The organism is Branchiibius hedensis (assembly GCF_900108585.1).
Taxonomy (GTDB): Bacteria; Actinomycetota; Actinomycetes; order Actinomycetales; family Dermatophilaceae; genus Branchiibius; species Branchiibius hedensis.
On the sequence record NZ_UESZ01000001.1, the window covers coordinates 109,950 to 130,511 of the forward strand.

General features: G+C 66.9%; 23 protein-coding genes. 14 read left to right on the top strand and 9 right to left on the bottom strand.

The window, feature by feature from the left end:
- The 3 genes from resB to DR843_RS00615 are packed head-to-tail and all read left to right on the top strand — an operon-like array spanning nt 1 to nt 2,855.
- Nucleotides 1-1,605 carry a cytochrome c biogenesis protein ResB gene (gene resB, locus DR843_RS00605; RefSeq protein ID WP_245933926.1) on the top strand — a complete coding sequence of 535 codons (1,605 nt, stop codon included), beginning with the start codon at nt 1-3 and terminating at the stop codon, nt 1,603-1,605.
- Complete coding sequence (ccsB, locus tag DR843_RS00610) at nt 1,602-2,618, top strand: c-type cytochrome biogenesis protein CcsB (protein WP_109683631.1); 1,017 nt, start codon at nt 1,602-1,604, stop codon at nt 2,616-2,618. Before resB ends, ccsB begins: the two co-directional genes overlap by 4 nt.
- Nucleotides 2,619-2,621: 3 nt before the next feature.
- Nucleotides 2,622-2,855: a DUF4229 domain-containing protein gene (locus tag DR843_RS00615; protein ID WP_109683632.1), complete on the top strand. Its 234-nt coding sequence runs from the start codon at nt 2,622-2,624 to the stop codon at nt 2,853-2,855.
- Here DR843_RS00615 and DR843_RS00620 read toward each other — a convergent pair.
- The 3 genes from DR843_RS00620 to thpR all read right to left on the bottom strand — a co-directional run bounded on the left by DR843_RS00620 (nt 2,852) and on the right by thpR (nt 5,178).
- A complete protein-coding gene (locus DR843_RS00620) occupies nt 2,852-3,841 on the bottom strand; it encodes an IS481 family transposase (RefSeq protein ID WP_109683633.1) in 990 nt (329 codons plus the stop codon). The two genes, DR843_RS00615 and DR843_RS00620, sit on opposite strands and share 4 nt — an antisense overlap.
- Nucleotides 3,842-3,957: 116 nt before the next feature.
- Entirely contained in the window at nt 3,958-4,440 is a 483-nt protein-coding gene (locus tag DR843_RS00625) for an FBP domain-containing protein (protein ID WP_109683634.1), read from the bottom strand.
- Between the two features lie 129 nt (nt 4,441-4,569).
- Nucleotides 4,570-5,178, bottom strand: a complete 609-nt coding sequence (gene thpR / locus DR843_RS00630; RefSeq protein ID WP_245933927.1) for an RNA 2',3'-cyclic phosphodiesterase — start codon at nt 5,176-5,178, stop codon at nt 4,570-4,572.
- Nucleotides 5,179-5,204: 26 nt separating this feature from the next.
- Here thpR and DR843_RS00635 point away from each other — a divergent pair, with 26 nt between their 5' ends.
- Together DR843_RS00635 and DR843_RS00640 are read left to right on the top strand one after the other, a co-directional pair.
- The gene (locus DR843_RS00635; protein ID WP_109683635.1) at nt 5,205-5,438 is read left to right on the top strand and encodes an antitoxin; all 234 of its coding nucleotides are present in this window, start codon (nt 5,205-5,207) and stop codon (nt 5,436-5,438) included.
- On the top strand, nt 5,435-5,866 hold the full coding sequence (locus DR843_RS00640; protein WP_109683636.1) for a TA system VapC family ribonuclease toxin: 432 nt from the start codon (nt 5,435-5,437) through the stop codon (nt 5,864-5,866). Before DR843_RS00635 ends, DR843_RS00640 begins: the two co-directional genes overlap by 4 nt.
- 5 nt (nt 5,867-5,871) lie before the next feature.
- On the opposite strand, the gene DR843_RS00645 is transcribed toward DR843_RS00640, so the two are convergent.
- Both DR843_RS00645 and DR843_RS00650 read right to left on the bottom strand, forming a co-directional pair.
- Nucleotides 5,872-6,744, bottom strand: coding sequence for a 1,4-dihydroxy-2-naphthoate polyprenyltransferase (locus DR843_RS00645; RefSeq protein ID WP_109683637.1), 873 nt, complete (start codon nt 6,742-6,744; stop codon nt 5,872-5,874).
- Nucleotides 6,745-6,750: 6 nt separating this feature from the next.
- Nucleotides 6,751-7,893: an AMP-binding protein gene (locus DR843_RS00650; RefSeq protein ID WP_109683638.1), complete on the bottom strand. Its 1,143-nt coding sequence runs from the start codon at nt 7,891-7,893 to the stop codon at nt 6,751-6,753.
- Between the two features lie 35 nt (nt 7,894-7,928).
- Here DR843_RS00650 and DR843_RS00655 point away from each other — a divergent pair, with 35 nt between their 5' ends.
- Complete coding sequence (locus DR843_RS00655) at nt 7,929-8,666, top strand: SDR family NAD(P)-dependent oxidoreductase (protein WP_245933928.1); 738 nt, start codon at nt 7,929-7,931, stop codon at nt 8,664-8,666.
- Here DR843_RS00655 and DR843_RS00660 read toward each other — a convergent pair whose 3' ends face one another.
- The gene (locus tag DR843_RS00660) at nt 8,667-9,935 is read right to left on the bottom strand and encodes an ATP-binding protein (protein WP_109683640.1); all 1,269 of its coding nucleotides are present in this window, start codon (nt 9,933-9,935) and stop codon (nt 8,667-8,669) included. It abuts the gene before it with no gap.
- An 84-nt stretch (nt 9,936-10,019) separates the two neighbouring features.
- Here DR843_RS00660 and DR843_RS00665 point away from each other — a divergent pair, with 84 nt between their 5' ends.
- Nucleotides 10,020-10,784 (top strand): inositol monophosphatase family protein, encoded by a 765-nt coding sequence (locus DR843_RS00665; protein ID WP_109683641.1) that lies wholly within the window; start codon nt 10,020-10,022, stop codon nt 10,782-10,784.
- Between the two features lie 128 nt (nt 10,785-10,912).
- The gene (locus DR843_RS00670) at nt 10,913-11,272 is read left to right on the top strand and encodes a VOC family protein (RefSeq protein ID WP_109683642.1); all 360 of its coding nucleotides are present in this window, start codon (nt 10,913-10,915) and stop codon (nt 11,270-11,272) included.
- 8 nt (nt 11,273-11,280) lie between these two features.
- On the opposite strand, the gene DR843_RS00675 is transcribed toward DR843_RS00670, so the two are convergent.
- Both DR843_RS00675 and DR843_RS00680 read right to left on the bottom strand, forming a co-directional pair.
- The gene (locus DR843_RS00675; protein WP_109683643.1) at nt 11,281-11,802 is read right to left on the bottom strand and encodes a DinB family protein; all 522 of its coding nucleotides are present in this window, start codon (nt 11,800-11,802) and stop codon (nt 11,281-11,283) included.
- The gene (locus tag DR843_RS00680; protein WP_109683644.1) at nt 11,799-12,770 is read right to left on the bottom strand and encodes an o-succinylbenzoate synthase; all 972 of its coding nucleotides are present in this window, start codon (nt 12,768-12,770) and stop codon (nt 11,799-11,801) included. Before DR843_RS00680 ends, DR843_RS00675 begins: the two co-directional genes overlap by 4 nt.
- Before the next feature lie 24 nt (nt 12,771-12,794).
- Here DR843_RS00680 and DR843_RS00685 point away from each other — a divergent pair, with 24 nt between their 5' ends.
- The 6 genes from DR843_RS00685 (at nt 12,795) to DR843_RS00710 (ending at nt 19,081) form a co-directional block, all read left to right on the top strand.
- On the top strand, nt 12,795-13,724 hold the full coding sequence (locus DR843_RS00685) for a 1,4-dihydroxy-2-naphthoyl-CoA synthase (RefSeq protein ID WP_109683645.1): 930 nt from the start codon (nt 12,795-12,797) through the stop codon (nt 13,722-13,724).
- Nucleotides 13,725-13,854: 130 nt separating this feature from the next.
- Nucleotides 13,855-16,500: an MGH1-like glycoside hydrolase domain-containing protein gene (locus DR843_RS00690; protein WP_109683646.1), complete on the top strand. Its 2,646-nt coding sequence runs from the start codon at nt 13,855-13,857 to the stop codon at nt 16,498-16,500.
- A gap of 20 nt (nt 16,501-16,520) precedes the next feature.
- Nucleotides 16,521-17,201, top strand: coding sequence for a hypothetical protein (locus DR843_RS00695; protein WP_109683647.1), 681 nt, complete (start codon nt 16,521-16,523; stop codon nt 17,199-17,201).
- A complete protein-coding gene (locus DR843_RS00700) occupies nt 17,198-17,818 on the top strand; it encodes an HAD family hydrolase (RefSeq protein ID WP_109683648.1) in 621 nt (206 codons plus the stop codon). The genes DR843_RS00695 and DR843_RS00700 overlap by 4 nt, the downstream gene beginning before the upstream one ends.
- Before the next feature lie 79 nt (nt 17,819-17,897).
- The gene (locus DR843_RS00705) at nt 17,898-18,281 is read left to right on the top strand and encodes a cold-shock protein (RefSeq protein ID WP_109683649.1); all 384 of its coding nucleotides are present in this window, start codon (nt 17,898-17,900) and stop codon (nt 18,279-18,281) included.
- Between the two features lie 2 nt (nt 18,282-18,283).
- Nucleotides 18,284-19,081 carry a DUF3027 domain-containing protein gene (locus DR843_RS00710; protein WP_109683650.1) on the top strand — a complete coding sequence of 266 codons (798 nt, stop codon included), beginning with the start codon at nt 18,284-18,286 and terminating at the stop codon, nt 19,079-19,081.
- On the opposite strand, the gene zwf is transcribed toward DR843_RS00710, so the two are convergent.
- The gene (zwf, locus tag DR843_RS00715) at nt 19,078-20,499 is read right to left on the bottom strand and encodes a glucose-6-phosphate dehydrogenase (RefSeq protein WP_109683651.1); all 1,422 of its coding nucleotides are present in this window, start codon (nt 20,497-20,499) and stop codon (nt 19,078-19,080) included. The genes DR843_RS00710 and zwf overlap by 4 nt on opposite strands.
- Nucleotides 20,500-20,562 lie beyond the last annotated feature (63 nt).

Below are 20,562 nucleotides of genomic sequence, written 5' to 3' on the forward strand. Positions count from 1 at the left end.
GTGGCGACGACGACCTCAACCAAGAAGGACCCGATCAAGCAGCCGAAACTGGGCTTCTGGGGCGGTCTGCGTTGGTTCTGGCGGCAACTGACCTCGATGCGCACGGCGCTCTTCCTGCTGCTGATCCTCGCGGTCGCCGCCGTGCCCGGCTCGATCTTCCCGCAGCGCGGCATCAACGCCAGCCGCACCGCCCAGTGGATCGCCGACCATCCGACCGCGGGTCCGTGGCTGGACCGGTTCGGCTTCTTCGACGTCTACTCCTCGGTCTGGTTCAGCGCGATCTACCTGCTGCTGATCATCTCGCTGCTGGGGTGCGTGATCCCGCGCGTCAAACAGCACGTGCAGATCCTGCGTTCGCCGCTACCGAAGGTGCCCGCCCGACTCTCGCGGCTGCCCGCGAGCAACACTGCTGAGGTCGACGGGGACGTCGAGTCGATCAAGACCCGGGCGTACGGCGTGCTGCGGCGCAAGCGGTACCGGATCCGCAGCGAAGACACCGCCCTGGCCGCTGAGGGTGGCCGGTTGCGCGAAACCGGCAACCTGCTGTTCCACCTGAGCCTGGTCGTCGTCATCGTGGGCGTTGCGCTCGGGCACCTGCTCGGCTGGCGCGGCGACGTGATCGTCCCGGTCGGCACGTCCTTCTCCAACACCACGACCCGCTACGACACGCTGTCCGGTGGTCCGTGGGTGAATCTGGACAACCTGACCCCGTGGACGATGAAGGTCGACCAACTCGACGTCAGCTTCGAATCCGGTGTGCCCTCGACCTCCGCCCAGTGGGGTCAGCCGCGCGACTTCACGGCGCACGTCACCACCACCTTGCCGGGAGCCACCCCGAAGCAGCAGACGATCGCGGTCAACGAGCCGCTGTCGATCGAGGGCAGCAACGTCTACCTGCTCGGCAACGGCTACGCGCCGCACGTCACCGTCAAGGACGCCAAGGGCAAGGTCATCTACGACCAGGAGACCCCGTTCCTGCCGCAGGACAACATGTACAAGTCGACCGGTGCCATCAAGGTCCCGGCCGCCTCGCCCAAACAGTTGGGCTTCTTCGGGTTCTTCCTGCCGACGTACGCGTTCGACAACACTGCGGGCCCGATCTCGACCTGGCCGGGGCTGGCCAAGCCGGCGCTGGTGCTGGGCCTGTACGAAGGCGACCTGTTCCCGAACGGCCTGCCGCAGTCGGTCTACACCCTGGACACCTCGAAGATGACCCAGGTGAAAGGCACCGACGGCCAGCCGCTGCGGATCCTGGTCGAGCCGGGCCAGACCGTGACGCTGCCCGGCGGCCGGGGCTCGATCACCCTGGATGACGTGCCGCGCTGGGCCGGGCTCTCGGTGCGGCACGACCCGGCCAGCAAGTGGGTTCTGGCCGGCGCCCTCCTCGGCCTGGTCGGATTGATCATGTCGATGACACTGCGCCGCCGCCGGATCTTCTTCACCTTCGAACCGGCACCGGGCTCCACCGCGGACGCGCCGCGTACCCTGGTGACCATCGGTGGTCTGGCCAAGGGTGACGACCCGCGGCTGCCGGTCGCACTGGATTCTCTGTTGGACGCGGTCCGCGGGGAGCCGACTGAACTCTCGAAAGGTACGAACGCATGACGGTAGCCACGCTGGTTCCCGCCCTCGCCACGGCTATCGGCAACGGTGAGACGAACGAGTCCTTCTCGAGCATCTCGACCAACCTGCTGTGGTCCTCGGCCCTGGTGCTGACCTTGGCGATGCTGGCGTTCGGGGTCGACCTGGCCGGTCACCCGGCGCGCGCCGAGCGAGCCGCCACTCGGCGTACGTCCGGCGCGGTTGCGTCAGCGGAAGGCTCCTCGGATACGGCGGTCCTGACCGCGGCGCCGGTCGAGGAGGAGGTTCCCGAGAAACGGCAGTGGGCCGGGATCGGCATGTCGCTGACCTACCTGGGCACGCTGCTGCTGGCCGGCTGCATCGTGTTCCGGTCCCTGTCGGTGCAGCGACCTCCGCTGGGCAACATGTACGAATTCGCCCTGGTGGCGACGCTGTTCATGCTGGTGGCCTTCAGCATCTGGAGCATCAAGCGCGACATCCGCTGGCTCGGCATGTTCGTCACGCTCATCGCGATCCTGCTGGAGATGGCCGCGGCACTGGTCTTCTACACCGCCGCCTCGCAGCTGATGCCCTCGCTGCAGAGCTACTGGCTGTCGATCCACGTGACCGTCGCGACACTGTCGATCGGCCTGTTCACGCTGGCCTTCGTGGTGCAGCTGCTCTACCTGGTCCAGGCCCGACGTGAGTCGCGCGAGCGCACCGGCGGCTTCCTGGACGCGCTGCCCAACTCCACGACGCTGGACCGGTTGGCCTACGGCATCGTGATCATCGCCTTCCCGCTGTGGACCTTCACCCTGATCGCGGGCGCGATCTGGGCGCAGAAGGCGTGGGGCCACTACTGGAACTGGGACCCCAAGGAAGTCTGGACCCTGGTCATCTGGGTGATGTACGCCGCGTACCTGCACGCGCGCTACACCGCCGGCTGGTCGGGCAAGAAGGCTGCCTACCTGGCGCTCGCGGCGTACGCCTGCATCATCATCAACTACGGCATCGTCAACGTGTACTTCGTTGGCCAGCACTCCTACTCGGGGATGTAACCGATGGTCCGCTATTCGCTGCTCCGCTTTGCGATCTTCGCGATCGTCCTGATCCTGTTGTGGTTCACCGGTCTTCGCGGGTGGCCGCTGCTGCTGCTGTCGGCGGTCGCATCGGCGATCATCTCGTTGATCGCGCTGCAGGTGCCCCGGGAGAAGTTCGCTCGGCAGATCGAGGACAAGGTCGAAGCCAAGCGGGTCAAAGCCGAGGCACACCGCACCGCGGAAGACGACGACTAGCTGTAGTGCCCCGCCAGGTTGGGTACGCGGTCTGCGGGTGAGCCACCTTTGAGCGCGGTGTGTGCGCGGTGGTGATTGTAGATGTGCAGGAAGTCCTCGTACGCGGCGGCGCGTTCGGTCTCGCTGGTGTAGGGGCGGGCGTAGGCCCACTCCTCGGTCAGGGTCCGGTTGAACCGCTCGACTTTCCCGTTGGTTTTCGGGGTGTAGGGGCGGGTGCGTTTATGGGTGATCCCATGGTCCTGCAGCATGTTCCGGAATAGGTGGGAGCGGTAACAGGACCCGTTGTCGGTCATCACCCGGTCCGTGGTGATCCCGACCTGCGCGAAGTGCGCCACCGCCCGTTGCATGAACGCGGTCGCGGTCTCCTTCTTCTCATCGGCCAGGATCTCTGAGTAGGCGTACCGGGAGTGGTCATCGACCGCGTGGTGCAGGTAGGCATACCCCCGCCCACTGCTGGAGGTAGCACGGGAGTTAGCTTTCCCCGCAGCGCGGCCATGGACCCGGTGTCCACCCCCATCGGGGATGCGGCCCAGCTTCTTGATGTCCACGTGGACCAAATCACCCGGGGCGTCGCGTTCGTAGCGCACCACCTTTCGACGACCGGCCCGTACCGGGGCACCAGTGGCCGGGTCCGTCCAGGACAACCGAAGACACCGGTACCGGGTCAGGATGCGGTGCACCGTGGCCGGATTCATCCCCAGGTGGTAGGCGATCCGGGCCGGCCCCCACCGCCGCGAAACCCGTAACCCCAGGACTCGCCGTTCCCGGCGCCTACTGGTGCGGTGCGGACATGACTGGGGCCGGCTGGGACGATCGCACATCCCCGCCGCACCATGCTGGCGGTACCGGGCCGCCCAGCGGTGCGCGGTGGTGACCGAGACCCCGAACCGGTCTGCGGCCCGCCGCAACGGCCACCCATCGTCCACCACGCACCGCGCCAGGCGCAGGCGACCAGTCGCAGAAAGCGGGGCATTAGCGTGGACCATGAGGACCTCCGGGTTTGGGGATGTGTTTGCTTCGTCGCTTCACACCTCACCCGGAGGTCTTCCTCAAGTCACGCCGACAGGCCGAGAACCGTTCCTAACGTCCCGGGGCAGTACAACTAGCGGGCTGCGGTCACCGATCGCGCGAACGCAGTCACGGTCTCGCGCAGCTGCTCGATCCGCTGTACGCGGGCCGCCTCCAAGTCAAACCCGTTGTACGCCAACGGCGGTGGCTTGCGGACGTTGGCGTTGCATTGGAATCCCGCGCAGATCAGCGTGCCGATCGTGTTGTGGTTGCGACCGGCGGCGCCGGCGCGTTTTGCGCTGAAGAAGACGACCTCGTTGGGCAACGTCACGTCCTCGCACCAGGCGCACTGCGGACGGCGCAACGCCTTCTGGGCGGTCTCGCGCAACTGGATGCCGATCAGGTCATCGTCGGCCGGGATGACGACGTAACCGACCTGCGGCAGTTTCGGGTCGCGCCAACCGAGGAAGTCGCGCTTGTCCCAGTCGACGTCCTGCGGGATCGGGATGGCTTTGCGCTCGCGGACGGAGACGTTGACGAACGACGCGAGCAGGTCGGAGTCGGAAATTGCATGCATGACAAAGGGGCTTTCGTGAAGTGGGTCAGGTGGGCACGATGACGCGCCCCGACCGGTCGGCCGGGGTGCGGAGCGCCTCAGATCGATCCGGCGAAGAGTGCGCCGGAGACCTCCTTCTTGATAGCCACGTTATGCAGGGTACGACGCGTGCTCGCCCAGGTCGAACGAGTTGACGACCTCGTAGCGTGGCCGACGCCCTTCGTGGAGATGCGAGGCGATCAGATCGATGTGCTCGACCCGCCAGGTCGGGCCGTCGTAGGAGTCCAGGATCCGCAGCCACCGGGTCGCTTCGATCGGGTGGTGCAACCGGCTGAGCGTCAGGTGCGGGACGAACGCCTTGCCATCGACCGGTGCGCCCGCAGTGGTCGCCGCGGCCCGGACGTTGATCGCGAGCCTGCTCAACTCCTCGGTGTCGCCGGTCAGCCCGAGCCACAGCACTTTGGCCCGCGTCGGATCGGGGAAGCAGCCGCCGCCGTGAAACCGCAGCGTCATCGGGTTCCGCCGTGCCGCCGCGTCGGTGAGCCGCTCTTCCAATTCGTCCACGGCGTACTCAGGCACCTCACTCATGAACGCGAGCGTCACGTGCCACTGCGCCGGATCGATGAACGGCAGACCCTGCTCACGGCGTGGTTCGAGGAATTCCGACAGGTCCTCGATGACTTCGATCGGCGGGGTGATGGCGATGAACATTCGTTGGCCCATGCCCGCCATTGTCAATGCACGTTCTTCGATGCGCATACATCTGATGATCTAGCATCAGATGTATGCGCACGACACTTGATATCGCGGAGGACGTCCTCGTCGCTGCTAAGGAGCGTGCCAAAGCGCAAGGGCGCACGGCTGGCGAGGTGCTGTCCGAACTCGCCCGGCAGGGGCTGGCCGCCTCGGGCGACCCAGCGACGGCGCCCGGGTTCCTAGGCTTCCGGCCGTTGCCGAAGCGGGGTGCGCTCGTGACCAACGAACTGATCGACACGATCAAAGAGGAAATCGGCGAGTGAGAGCGCTGCTCGACCGGAACGTGCTGCTTGCCCTGTTCGACGAGGACCACGTCAATCACGTCCTCGCCCGGCAATGGCTGGTCAAGCATGCGGACAGCGGCTGGTCCTCGTGCGCCCTCACGGAGAACGGCTTCCTGCGCATCATCAGTCACCCCTCCTACCCCAACTCGGTCAGTACTCGTCAGGCGTTCGACCTGCTTGACGCTGCTCGCCGACCAGAGACCCACGAATTCTGGTCGGCTGAAGTGAGTGCGCTGGATGCCCTGGATCGCGAACGAGTCCATGGGCCAAAGCAACTGACCGACCTCTACCTCTTAGCGCTTGCCGTGTCTCGAGGAGGGCGCCTGGTCACCTTCGATCATCGGATTCCACTGAGCGCCGTGCGTGGCGCGACCGCCGACCACCTGGTGATGATCGGAGCCGACTGACCTGGTCAGGCGAGGAAGAGGCCAAGACCCAGCAGCACGCCGTACGTGCCGGAGGTGATGCCGGTGCGGGCCAGGACCGGGATCAGATCACGGCCGACGGCGCCTTTGAGGGTGGTGACGACGGCAGGTACGGCGGGTGCCAGGCCGAGCAGGCCGAGCAGCGCCCACGGGTGGCGGACGGCGCACACCAGCACGCAGATCGCGGCGACGATCAGTAACGCCACGTAGAAGATCCGCGAATTGCGGTCACCGATCCGCACGGACAACGTCCGTTTGCCCGAGTCGATGTCGGAGGGGATGTCGCGCAGGTTGTTCGCCACGAGGATCGCGCAGGCGACCGCGCCGACGCCGACGGCTCCGGCCCAGGTGACCAGGTCGACGCGACCGGCCTGGGTGTAGGTCGTGCCCAGCGTCGCAACGAGGCCGAAGAAGACGAAGACGAAGATCTCGCCCAGCCCGAGGTAGCCGTAGGGGTTCTTGCCACCGGTGTACTTCCAGGCGGCGACGATGCACGCGACCCCGACCAGCAGGAACCACCACGCGCCCGACAGGGCCACCAACGCGAGACCGGCGAGCGCAGCGGCGCCGAAGCAGGCGAAGGCGGCGAACTTCACGTTGGCGGGAGTCGCCAGCTTCTGCCCGACGAGGCGCACCGGTCCGACCCGCACCTCGTCGGTGCCGCGGATGCCGTCAGAGTAGTCGTTGGCGTAGTTCGTGCCGATCTGCAAGAAGAGCGAAACAATCAGCGCCAGTAAGGCATTCGCCGCATTGAAACCACCGAGCAGGTGAGCGGAGCCAGAACCGACCGCGACCGGGGCGACGGCGACCGGCAGGGTGCGCGGGCGGGCGCCTTCGATCCATTCAGCGACGGTGGCCATGACTCCTCAGGGCTTCTCGGGTGCGGACGTCGGGACAGTCTCCCATCCCGGCAGGGCAGCGAGCGCAGCCCGGTCCGGCTTACCCGACCCGAGTGTCGGGAACGTGTCCACGCGCAAGAACCGGCGGGGCAGGGCATAGGGCGGTAGGTGTTCGCGCAGCAGGTTGCGCAGACCCGACCACTCCCAGTCTTTCGAGGTGCGAACCGCGACGCTGACCGCCTGTCCCCACTCGGGGTCCGGCAATCCGAGCGCGACCGCCTCGTAGACGTATTCGATCCGCTCGGTCGCCTCTTCGACGACCCGAGGGGCCACCTTCACGCCACCGGTGTTGATCAGGTCGTCGATGCGGCCGTCGACCCGCAGAACGCCACCGACGATCGATCCGAGGTCGCCGGTGCGGAAGGTACGGGTGCCACCGTGGAACCGGAAGGCGGCCGCCGTCCGTTCCGGGTCGGCGAGGTAGCCGTGCGCCACCGTGGGACCGGTGATCTCGATCTGGTCGTCGGCGTCCAGGTTCAGCTCGGTGCCGGCCAATGGGATCCCGTCGTAGACCGCACCGCCCGCCGTCTCGCTCATCCCGTAGGTGCGGACGACTCTGACGCGCGCATCGTGTGCCCGCTCGAGCAGCCGCGGACCGGCGGCGGCGCCACCGAGCAAAACGGCATCGAAGGACCGCAGCGCCGACTGTGCCGTCGCCAGCAACCGGCCCAACTGGGTCGGAACCAGTGCGGTGTAGCGGCGCTCGCCGGTGAGTTGCCTTGCGGCGTCGGCGAAGTCGTGCTGCACCCCGATCGGTGTGGTGCCGGCCCGCAGCGACCGGATGAGCACCTGCGTGCCGGCGATGTACTGCGCCGGCATCGGCAACAACCACTGGCCCGGTCCGCCGAGCCGGTCATGTGTGGCGTCGGCGCTGGCAATGAGTGCTTCCGCGGTGAGCATCGCGCGTTTGGGTATGCCGGTGGATCCCGAGGTGCCCACGGCGAGAGCGAGGTGGGCTGGGAGGTCGGACTCGGCGTACGTCGGGAGGTCGGGTAGGTCGCCCGCGAAGGGGGCCAGCGCGGGTCCGGTGCCGTCCAGGGCCCGGCGCAACGCCTCGGCGTACGCCGCGTGCTCACCCGGTCGGACCTCGAACGGTTGCAGGGTGGGCACGGATGTCACTGTATGCCCGCCCTATCGTTGTCCCTGTGACAGCCCGGATTGCAGTGGTGACAGGCGCTTCCAGTGGGATCGGCCGCGCTTCGGCTCGCCGGTTGGCCGCCGAGGGGTTCGAGGTGATCTGCGCCGCACGGCGGACCGATCGGATCGAGGCGTTGGCCGAGGAGATCGGTGGCCGTGCGGTGACGTGTGACGTGACCTCGGCTGCGGATGTCGCAGCGCTCGCCGAGGCTGCCGGGGACCGGGTCGACGTGCTGGTCGCCAACGCAGGCGGCGCTCTGGGCACCGACCCGGTGGCGACGGCGAATCTGGACGACTGGCGGCGGATGTACGACACCAACGTGATCGGTGCCACGGCTACCATCCAGGCGCTGCTGCCGGCACTGATCAACGCCCACGGTGTCGTGATCACGATCGGGTCGACCGCGGGCCTCACGGCGTACGAAGGTGGCGGCGGCTACTGCGGCGTGAAGGCGGCGGTGCGCTCGATGATGCAGTCGCTGCGGCTGGAGCTCTTCGACCAGCCAGTGCGGATCTGCGAGATCGACCCCGGAATGGTGAAAAGCGATGAGTTCGCGCTCGTGCGTCTCGGCGGTGACAAGGAGGCGGCCGAGAAGGTCTATGCAGGGGTCGCTAATCCGTTGACGCAGGACGACATCGCTGATGCGGTGGCGTGGATCGCGACGCGGGCGGAGTACGTCAACGTCGACCAGTTGGTTATCCGTCCGCGCGCCCAGGCGGCCAATCACAAGGTCTTCCGGCAGTAGTCAGCGGCTGAGGTCCTTCGGCGCATTGGCCTTGATGCGTGCGGTGATGCCGCGCTCGCGGGCTATTTGGGCGGCGAACGTCGTGGGCGCCGGTGGCTCCTCCTCGCCCAACCCGTAGTGGTGTCTGACGAACGCGGCAAAACCCGGGATCGTGAATTCCATCTGCCCGTAACCGGATTCGGCGATGATTCCAGCCGCGATCAACTTCTGACGGGGCAGGCTCAGATCGTTGGAGGTCTTGCCCAACGTCTTGGCGATGTCGATGCGCCGGATAGGGCCGTCGCCGAACATCGCGAGCGAACCCACCAACTCGACCTCTTGCTGACCGGTGATCTTGGCCAGGCGGGCTTCGTAGAGCGCATCGAGGTCCTGGCGAGTGTCGGCGATGGCCGCTGCCAGGTGTTCCCGAGTGATGCGTGCTCCTGGGTCAGGCCGGCCGGCGCGTCGCCAGGCGTAGTCGCCGAGTAGTTGCACGGTGTGCGGATAGCCGGCGGCCTCATCGATCGCATCCGTGAGAGCAGCATCGTCCCAGATGACCCCGAGCTCACGCGCCGGTCCCGCTAGGGCAACGGCCACCGCGTCCTCTGATAGGCCGAGGAGGCGTTTGTAGGCGAACCGCTCGGAGTTGCTGACCGCTCGATTGATATGTCCCACGCTCTCGGGCAGACCCGCTCCGAAGAAGGCGACCGGCAGGTCCTGCGCCTCCGACTGTAGGTGCTGCCAGGCGTAGGACAGGGTGCGAAGACCGGCGGGGTCGGCTGCCTGGATCTCATCGATCAGGAGCACTACTGCCCGGCGCCCGGCGTCGCGGGCGGCCTCGACCGTCGCGCTGAGCAGGTCCTGCAGATCGCGGGCGGTGGGCTGCGGCACTGCAACTGCTCGGGTCGAGGCGGTGACACTCGCGATGCCTGGTACGCCGACCTGGACCGCCAGGCCGAACTGGTCAGTGAGTCGGGCAAGCCGCGATCTTGGCCCGACGGGTCGCAACACTCGCGCCGCCTCCGTGGCGAGCGCGGCGAACAAGCCAGGTGTCTCGCCGGCGGTAACCCACAACGCGGTCGCGCCTCTGGAATCAGCCATCCGCTGGATCTCGCGCAGCAACGAGGTCTTGCCCACGCCGCGCGGTGCGTAGTCGATCCGGATGCGCGGGACGAGACGCTGCAGTTGGGTGAGGTAGTCCAGGCGTTCCTCGATCTCGGCGAGTTGCCCCTGACGACCGGCGAGGTGGCGGGTGACCTCGCCGGGGCGATAAGGACTTGGCTGAACCATGAATATGACTTTATATGACTCAGGCGGACTCATATGAAGTCATATCGACGCTGTGTGGATAACTGGATCGGGCATAGTTGGACCGTGCAGACCGCCCAGGTGCTCGAACTGCTCCAAGACGTCGCCGAACGCATTGTGCGACCCCGCTTCCGCAGCCTGTCCGATGAACAGGTGATGGAGAAGAACCCCGGGGACCTGGTGACGGTCGCCGACCGTGAGGCAGAGGTGGCGATCACGGAGGTCCTGCGATCGGCGTACCCCGATGCATTGATCGTCGGCGAGGAGGCGGTCGCCGCAGACCCGGCCATCCTGGGTCGCGCAGGCAGCGCGGGGCACTGGTTCACGGTCGACCCGATCGACGGCACCAAGAACTTCGTGCACGGATCGCCCGACCACGCGCTGATGGTGGCCGAGTTGGACGGCCCGACCGTGCTGCGCAGCTGGATCTGGCAGCCGGAGCATCAATTGGCGTACGTCGCGGAGCGGGGCGCCGGGGCATGGTGCGGTGAGCGTCGGCTGGCGATCGGTCCTGTGCGGCGGGAGCCGGATGGGCGCACCTCGTGGCGTCGCGAGGTCGGCCAGTCCCTCGGCGGCGACCTGCCGCCGCTGTCGCTGACCTGGGCGTCCTGCGGCATCGACTATCCGAAACTCGTTGAGGCAGAGACGGATTACATCGTCTACGGCGGCACGATGCCGTGGGATCACGCGCCGGGATCGCTGCTGCTCGCGGAGGCGGGCGGAGTGACCGGTTACCCGGACCTCACGCTCTACAACCCGACGTCGTTGCGCAAGCCGCTCATCGCGGCCGGGTCGCAGGCCATCTTCGAACAGGTCGCCCCAAAGGTTTGAGGGTGCGGCACGATGGGCCGATGGCAATTGGTGTCCGGTTGATCCGGTCCGACGTCCTCAGCGATGTCGCGCAGTACGCGCAAGTGCATCGAGACAATGACCGTCTCAACGCTCACTAGGGTGACTGCATGAGCCTCCGCGTTGCCATGATCACCCTCGATTCCGCTGACCCGCTTCCGATCGCCAGGTGGTGGTCGGACCAGTTCGGCGGCCGGATCCTCGCGGAGAACGAAGGCTGGTTCGTCGTGGTGGAAATCGCCGAGACTCAGCCGCGATTGGCGTTCCAGCGGGTCGCGGATCCGACGCCGGGCAAGAACCGCATGCACCTGGACCTACACAGCGAGGACCCTGGGGCAGAGGTTTCACGGCTGACGACCGCCGGGGCCACCCTTGTGGCAGACCATGAGATCGGTGGCACCGCGTGGACCACGCTCGCCGACCCTGATGGCAACCAGTTCTGCGTCGCTGGTGCACCTGCCGGAGGCTGATGGCGGACTCAGGCGCCGACGTCATGCAGGTGATGGACAAGGTCGTGGAAGTAGTAGCGACCCAGCGTCTCGACGGTGAAGATTGATCCGTTGCTCCGACGACCCGGCCGATCGAGTTGGTCCGGGGTGATCGTGTTGAGGCGAGAGGCGACAGCGCCTGCAGCAGTAGCTAATTCGACGCTCACTACATCGGGGGACAGGGACGCATAGTCCCCTTCGATTGCGGCCGCATCCTGGTCCCAGTTGGCAAAGAGCGGATCATCCTGAGTCAGCAGTTGCTCGAACCGCTGGTCGAAGACGCGGTGCACGTCCCGCACGTGCGCGGCGTACTCAGTCGGTGACCAGACGTTGGGCGCGGGCCTCGTGCGCGCGTCCGGGCGCGCAAGCCGGTCCTGCCATCGCGGCGTCAACCACAGGATGTCCTCCCCAAGGGCGCCGAAATCGACCTGTGCAGGATCGAATCCACAGTCCGGACAGGGCCTTTCGAGCACCCAGGTCCAGTCCTTGGTGTCCGGTTCGATGGAGGTCATAGTTCAGCGTAGGCAGCAGCAAGTCGTTCCCGCCACCACGACTCCCGCTCGGGCGACGCAGGGACGAAGGAGAAACGGTCAGCCAAGGGTCGGCGTACGTCGATCGCACCGGCCCGCGGAACCAGCGGCTCGGACGTGACGTCCGTTGAGAGAAGCTCGACTGTTCCTAAGCCGCAGGCGAATTCAAGGGATGGCAGCGCGGCGGCCAGGGCCACTCCGGCCGCGATCCCGATCGAGGTGTCCAGTGCAGACGACACCACGGTCGGCAATGCGGCCTCCACCGCGATGTCCAGCGCGGCCTGCACGCCACCCAGCGGTGCGACCTTCACGACGGCGACGTCCGCTGCGTGCCGACGCGCAACCAACAGCGGATCAGTGGCCTTCCGGATCGACTCATCGGCCGCCACGCGCAGGTCAACTCCGTTGTTTACCAACGCAATTCGCAACGACGCCAACTCATCGATCGTCGCGCACGGTTGCTCGGCGTACTCCAACTCGAACCCGGACAAGGCAGTGAGCGCCCACACGGCGTCATCGAGCGACCAGCCGCCGTTCGCGTCGACCCGGATGCGCCCCGACGGACCGAGGATGGATCGCACCTCGGCCACCCGGGCGACATCGTCCTCCAACGCTTGCCCACGTTCGGCGACCTTGACCTTGGCGGTCGTGCACCCGTCGTACCGCGCCAGCACTCCCGCCACCTCGGCGGCGGACACAGCGGGCACGGTCGCGTTGACCGGGATGGAGTCGCGGACCGGAGCGGGCCACGAACCCCAGCTGGCCTCGATCGCGGCGGCGAGCCAGCGCGCGGACTCGGCCGCGTCGTACTCCAGGAAGGGGGCGAACTCGGCATCCCCGGACGGGCCGCGCAGGATCATCGCCTCCCGGTGGTCGACGCCACGGAAGCGCGTCCGCAGCGGAATCGACACCACGTGCGCGCTTTCCTGAAGCTCCTGGAGGCTCACCACGCAGCCAAGCCTAGGGTTGGCCCTGTGACTGATCAGAACCCGTTCGATGAGACCGCCTGGGCACTGGTGTCCGGCTTCGAGGACCTGACCGACATCACCTACCACCGGTGCGTGCTGGACGGGCCGGCCAAGGGCACGGTGCGCGTGGCGTTCAACCGCCCGCAGGTGCGCAACGCGTTCCGGCCGCACACCGTCGATGAGCTCTACCGGGCGCTGGACCACGCGCGGATGACCCCCGACGTGGGCTGCGTGCTGCTCACCGGCAACGGACCGTCGGCCAAGGACGGTGGCTGGGCGTTCTGTTCCGGCGGCGACCAGCGGATCCGGGGACGATCGGGTTACCAGTACGCCGAGGGGGAGACCGCCGACACCGTCGATCAGGCGCGCGTGAAGGCGGCTGGGGGACGGTTGCACATCCTGGAAGTGCAGCGACTGATCCGCACGATGCCCAAGGTCGTGATCGCCGTGGTCAACGGGTGGGCAGCCGGCGGCGGCCATTCGCTGCACGTGGTGTGCGACCTGACGATCGCATCCCGCGAACACGCGCGTTTCAAGCAGACCGACGCGGACGTGGGGTCCTTCGACGCGGGGTACGGGTCGGCGTACCTGGCCAAGCAGGTCGGCCAGAAGTTCGCGCGCGAGATCTTCTTCCTCGGGCGCACGTACGACGCGGAGACGATGCAGCGGATGGGCGCGGTCAACATCGTCGCCGACCACGCCCAGTTGGAGGTCGAGGCACTGCAGGTGGCTGCCGAGATCAACGGCAAATCTCCCACCGCACAGCGGATGCTGAAGTTCGCGTTCAACCTGACTGATGACGGTTTGATGGGGCAGCAGGTCTTCGCCGGCGAGGCGACCCGGTTGGCGTACATGACCGACGAAGCCGTCGAAGGCAAGGACGCGTTCCTGGAGAAGCGCGACCCGGATTGGTCTGCCTTCCCCTGGTACTTCTAGCCATTCCGCGAAAGAGTGAGCCCCATGAGTACCTACGAACCCGATGACACCAAAGGCAACATCGGCAAGATCGTCGGCTCGATCTTCGGGGTGCCGCCGATCCTGTTGGACGAGGCGATCCCTTCCACGCGTGAGTACTGCTGAACACCGCCGGCTCGCCGAGGCGACGGGTCGGGCCGAAGACTCTCTGTCCGAAGCGAATCCCTGGTACGAGTGGGGCCCCTACCTGGCCGAACGTGCCTGGGGGACTGTCCGCGAGGACTACAGCCCCGACGGCGACGCCTGGGCGAGTTTCCCGCATGAGCAGGCGCGCTCCCGCGTCTACCGCTGGAACGAGGACGGCATGGCGGGCGTATGCGACATCCGCCAGGAGCTGTGCCTCTCGCTGGCGCTGTGGAACGGCCGCGACCCGTTCCTGAAGGAGCGGATGTTCGGCCTCACCGGCCCCCAGGGCAACCACGGCGAGGACGTCAAAGAGTACTGGTGGTACCTCGACGGTCTGCCCAGCCATGCATTGCTGAAGTGGCGCTACCACTACCCTCAGGCGCAGTTCCCCTACGAGCAACTGGTCACCGAAAACGCCCGTCGCACAAGGCAGGACCCCGAGTTCGAACTGATCGATACCGGCGTCTTCGACGACGGCAGGTTCTGGATCGTCGACGTCACCTACGCCAAGGAATCACCCACCGACCTTTTCCTGCGGATCGACATCACCAACCACGGTCCGGACGAAGCCACGTTGCACGTCCTGCCGACCTTCTGGTTCCGAAACACGTGGCGATGGACCGACGCCGCGCCACCGGTCCTGTCCCTGGACGGGACGACGATTGTCTCCGACCACCCGATCGCCGGCGGTTACCGGTTCGACGCAGAACCGGGATCAGATCCGCGAATCCTGTTCTGCGACAACGAGACCAACGAGGAACTTCTGCACGGCAAGCCCAACCGCTCGGCGTACCCGAAGGACGGCATCAACGATCACGTCGTCTCGGGAAAGCCGACCGTCAACCCCGATCAACGGGGCACCAAGTCGGCGTTCTGGTTCCAACCGACGGTGCCCGCGGGGCAGACGGTGACGCTCCGGTTGCGCCTGCACCGACCGGTGGACCAGCCGAAGATCTGGGACAAATCCCTGTGCGACAAGGTGATTGCCGACCGAGTCAGCGAAGCCGACGAGTTCTACGCCGCACTTGGCCCCGACCTCGACGAGGAGCGCAGGCAGGTGCTGCGCCAGGCGTCCGCGGGGCTGGTGTGGAGCAAGCAGATCTACCCCTACCGGGTCAGTCGTTGGCTGGACGGCGACCCTGCCGAACCGCCCCCGCCGCCGCAGCGCAAGACCGGTCGCAACGCCGATTGGCGGCACGTCGACGCGTTCGACATCCTGGCGATGCCCGACCCGTGGGAGTACCCCTGGTTCGCGGCGTGGGACCTCGCCTTCCACGCGATCGCCTGGGCGCACCTGGATCCGGCGTTTGCCAAGTACCAGCTGACCGTCCTGCTGCGCGAGTGGTTCCAGCACCCCAACGGTGCGCTGCCGGCGTACGAATGGAGCTTCGACGACGTCAACCCGCCGGTGCACGCCTTCGCGGCGCTGCGCGTCTTCCTGATCGACGGCGGCACCGACCGCGCCTTCCTCGAGCGCATCTTCCAGAAGCTGCTGCTGAACTTCACCTGGTGGCTCAACCGGGAGGACCCCGGCGGGCACAACGTCTTCGGCGGCGGCTTCCTCGGGCTGGACAACATCAGCCCAGTGGACCGCTCCCACCTGCCCGACGGCGTCACCATCGAGCAGGCCGACGGCACCGCCTGGATGGCGATGTATTCGGAGAACATGCTGCTCATCGCACTGCTGCTGGCCGAGGAGAACGACGTCTACGACGACATGGTCGTCAAGTTCCTCGAGCAGTTCTTCCTGATCGCCGACGCGCTCGAGGAGGCCAACCTCTACGACCCCGACGACGGCTTCTTCTACGACCGGATCACCGACGCCGCGGGCCACCAGACGCCGATCAAGGTGCAGAGCCTGGTGGGCATGATCCCGCTGCTGGCATCGGTGTCGTTGCCGCCGGAGCAGGTGCGGCGCCTGGCGCTGCTGGAGAAGCGCACCGCCCACCGGCTCGATGACTCCGAACGGGACGCGCCCAGTCACGGTCTGGGCCGACTGCCACGAGCGGCGGGGTCTGCCGACGGTGTGCTCATCTCCCTGGTCACGCCCGACATGGCAGCGACCGCATTGGGCCACATTTTCGATGAAGACGGGTTCCTCTCGCCCCACGGTCTGCGGTCGGTGACCAAAAGGCTGGTCACGCCGTACGTCGTGCCCGGTCTGCCCGACGCGACGATCGACTACGAGCCCGGGGAGTCCACGACGGCGATGTACGGCGGCAACTCCAACTGGCGCGGGCCGGTGTGGCTGCCGACCAACTACCTGGTGGTGCGGGCATTGCAGCGGTACGACACGGTGCCCGGTGCTCGGATCAGCGTGGAGTACCCGACCGGATCCGGCGTACGGCGCTCGCTGGCGCAGATCGCCGCCGACCTGGCTGACCGCCTGGTCGGGATTTGGCTACCCGCCCCGGACGGGCGACGGGCGGTCTGGGGCGCCGACCCACGGCTGGCCGACGACCCCGCGTGGCGCGACAACCTGATGTTCTTCGAGTACTTTCACGGCGACACAGCCAAAGGCCTGGGTGCCAGCCACCAGACCGGATGGACCGCACTGGTGGTCGATCTGCTTCTTGACCCGCCGGGTGGAACCCAGGCGACACATGCGTAGCCCGGGCTAGGCTCCCGAGCATGCAACCCAAACGTCGTGGCCTGTGGCTGACCATCATCGGGGCGATCATCATGCTCCCGGTCGCCTTCGGGATCTTCCTGGCCGGAACGGTGCTCGGCGTCAAGAACCTGGCCCATCTGGTCGACGAAGCACCGGTCGTGACGGCGGGTTCGACGCACGACTTCGCAGCCGACACCACGGTCGCCATGTTCGGTGACTCGACCGGCTCGTCCTGCACGGTCACCGATCCCTCGGGCAGCACGGTGACCGTCGAGAACTCCACGAGTGGCTCGGTGAGCGAGGGTGACACCACGTTCAACCTGCTCGGCTCGTTCACAACGAGCGCTGCCGGTGCCTACCAGATCGACTGCGGCTCCGGCGTGGACGTCAAGGTGCTCAGCGGCAAGGACGCCGCCGACGTCAGCAAGAAGCTGCTGATGCCGATCTTCGTCGGTTTCGGCGGGGCCGCCTTGGCGGGTCTGATCGGTCTGGCGATGCTGATCACCGGCATCGTGAAGTTGGTGCGATCCAACCGCGAGCGCACCGCCTGGAGCCAGCAGCAGGCGTACGCCGGTGGGTACGGCGCCGCCCCGGCCGGGTATCCGTATGGCCAGCAGGGTTATCCCCAGCAACCCTCGCCGTACGAGCAGCAGCCCCCGCCGCCGCAGAACCCGGGCCAGCAGCCGCCGAACCCCCAGTGAACCTCGTCGTCGGGTTCGACCTGGACATGACGCTGGTCGACTCCCGGGCCGGCATCGTCACCTGCATGCAGCGCACGTTGGCCGATCGCGGCGTGGATGCCACCGACGAACAGTTGTGGCCGCTGATCGGTGCACCCTTGGCAGACAACCTGGCGCAATTCCTGCCCGCCGAGCAGGTGCCGGACGCCGTTGAGCACTACCGCTCGATGTATCCGGCGGTGGCTGTCCCGATGACCACAGCGCTACCCGGCGCGCACGAGGCATTCGCCGCGATCCGCGAGTACGACGGCCGCCCGATGGTGGTCAGCGCGAAGTACGAGCCCGCCGTGCACGCCGTCCTGGATCAGGTCGAGCTCCGGCCCGACATCGTGGTCGGAGACGCCTTCGGCGCCGGAAAGGCGATCCCGATCCGGGAGCACCGCGCCACGATCTTCGTGGGCGACCACGAGGGGGACATGGCCGGCGCGGTCGCCGGGGGCGCCTACCCGCTGGGGGTGCTCACCGGACCTCACGATGAGGCGAGGCTTCGGGCGGCGGGTGCGCAGTCCGTCGTACCCGGTCTGCGCAGTTTCGGCCCGTGGCTTAACGATTATCTGTCCGGCCCGCCCGCGCGTTAGCCTTAAGGACCGGCACGTTTCGGCGTGCCCTCATGACGTTCGGGTGAGAGCCCGGTTACCCAGCACAACGAGGTGGACAGTGCCTTCCGGCAAGGTGAAGTTCTTCGATTCCGACAAGGGATTCGGTTTCGTGTCCGGCGACGACGGCCAGGACGTGTTCCTTCCCTCCAGTGCGCTGCCCACCGGCACCACGGCGCTCAAGAGCGGGACGCGGATCGAGTACTCCGTGGCCGAGGGCCGACGTGGCGCCCAGGCGCTCAGCGTCACCTTGACCGAGCCGACGGTGTCGCTGGCGGCCCGCAGCCGTAAGCCCGCCGACGATATGGCAGTCATCGTCGAGGACCTGATCAAGTTGCTCGACAACGTGGGCGGCAGCCTGCGCCGCGGGCGCTACCCCGACAAGGGCCAGGCTGGCAAGGTGGCCGCGGTCATGCGCGCCGTTGCGGACGATCTGGACGCCTGATCATGACTGTCGACGTGCGCGAGAAGCCGAAGCGGGCCAAGGCCGAGAAGGCCGACAAGGTCTTGCTCGACGCGGCCGATCTGGCCAAGACCGCGCTGCTCGACATCACCCCGGCTGACACCATCGGGGAGCACCAGGGCGCCGAGATGGTCGGCGAACGGCTGGCGATGCACCACTTCGCGTACACCGCCAAGGGATACACCGGCTGGCACTGGGCGGTTTCGGTCGCCCGGGCGCCGCGACAGAAGTTCGCGACGGTGTGCGAGGTCAACCTGTTGCCCGGGTCGGGCGCCATCCTCACCCCCGATTGGGTCCCGTACGCCGAGCGGTTGCGTCCCGGTGACATCGGCGCCGGGGACGTCACGCCGTACGTCGAGGACGACCCCAACCTGGAATTCGGTTTCGAGGCCAGCGGCGACGAAGAGGTCGACGAGATGGCTCTCTTCGAACTGGGTCTTGGGCGGCCACGGGTTCTGTCCCGGGAGGGTCGCCAGGCGGCCGCCCAGCGGTGGTACGACGGTTCGCACGGTCCGCGCAGCGCGGTCGCCGTCGAGGCACCAGCGCACTGCACGACGTGTGGCTACTTCCTGCCGATGCCGGGTGCTCTGCGTCAGGTCTTCGGTGTGTGCGCCAACGAATGGTCGCCGTCCGACGGTTCAGTCGTCTCCCTTGACCACGGCTGCGGTGCGCACAGTGAGGTCGACGTCGTCGCCCGCGAGCCCGAGCAGGTCGACCCACCCCGGCTGGACGACTTCGAGATCGAGGTCGAGTCGAGCGTCGCCGATCCCGTCGAGGCTTAAGCGCGCCACTTGCGCTCGAACGGCAACCGCCAGGCGCGGGGTGCCACCAATTGGTGGATCTGGTTCGGTCCCCACGATCCGCCGGAATACGGGCGCACTGGCGGCGGATTGTCCAGCAGCGGTTGGCTCAGGGCCCACACCCGCTCGATGCCCTCGGCGCTGGTGAACAACGTGTGGTCACCGCGGACCGCGTCATAGATCAACCGCTCGTACGCCTCCAGCACCGAACCAGACCAGTGCGTGTCCGAGGTGCTGAACTGCATCGACAACTTGTCCAACCGGAAACCCGGCCCGGGACGTTTTCCGTAGAACGACAGGGACAGTTTCGACTGATCGGCCAGGTCGAAGGTCAGGTGGTCCGGGCCGTGCTCGCCGACGCCGGAGCCGGCGGGGAACATCGACTTCGGCGGTTCCCGGAACGCAATGGAGATGATCCGCTGTCCCTCGGCGAGCTTCTTGCCGGTCCGCAGATAGAAGGGAACTCCCGCCCAGCGCCAGTTGTCGATCCGGCAACGCAGCGCGATGAACGTCTCTGTCTCCGACTCGGGGTTGACCCCGGGCTCGTCGCGGTAGCCGACGTACTGACCGCGCACGACGTCGCTGGGCAGGATCGGCAGCATCGAGCGGAAGACCTTGTTCTTCTCCTCGGTGATGGCACCGGGTTCCAACTCGGTCGGCGGCTCCATCGCAGTGAAGGCCAGGACTTGGAACAGGTGGGTGACGACCATGTCGCGGTAGGCGCCGGTGTTCTCGTAGAACGCCGCCCGACCCTCCAAGCCAAGGGCTTCGGGTACGTCGATCTGGATGTGCTCGATGAAGTTGCGGTGCCAGATGGGTTCGAACAGACCGTTGGCGAACCGGAACGCCAGGATGTTCAGGGCCGCTTCCTTGCCCAGGAAGTGGTCGATCCGGAAGACCTGCTCCTCGGCGAAAACCTCGTGGACTGCTGCGTTGAGCGACTTGGCAGAGGCCAGGTCCGTGCCGAACGGCTTCTCCATGATCACCCGGGACCGCTCGACCAGGTTGGCGGCTGCGATCATCTCGATGACGTTCAGGGCGGCTTTCGGCGGCACGCTGAGGTAGTGCAATCGCCGGGGTATCTCGGTGAACTCGGCTTCCGCCTCGTCGACAGTGCGCTTCAGCCCGTCCGGCCCGTCCTGGCTGCGCACGAAGTAGAGCCGCTTGGCGAAGTCCTCCCACACGGCGTCGTCCGGGTTGTGCGAGGAGAACTCGGCGATCGCCGTCGCGGCGAACTCCACGAAGCTGTCCCGGGTGTAGTCCTCCATCGAGCTGCCGACGACGCGCAGGTCGTTCAGCAGGCCGGTCTGGAACAGGTGCAGCAGACCGGGCAGCAGTTTTCGGCGCGACAGGTCACCGGTCGCGCCGAACAGGATGATCGTGGTGGGCCGTTCCGCCATGGATCAAGGGTCCTGGCTAGGAGCGCGGACGGGAAGACCTGCTGTGAAAACGTCAGGTTACGA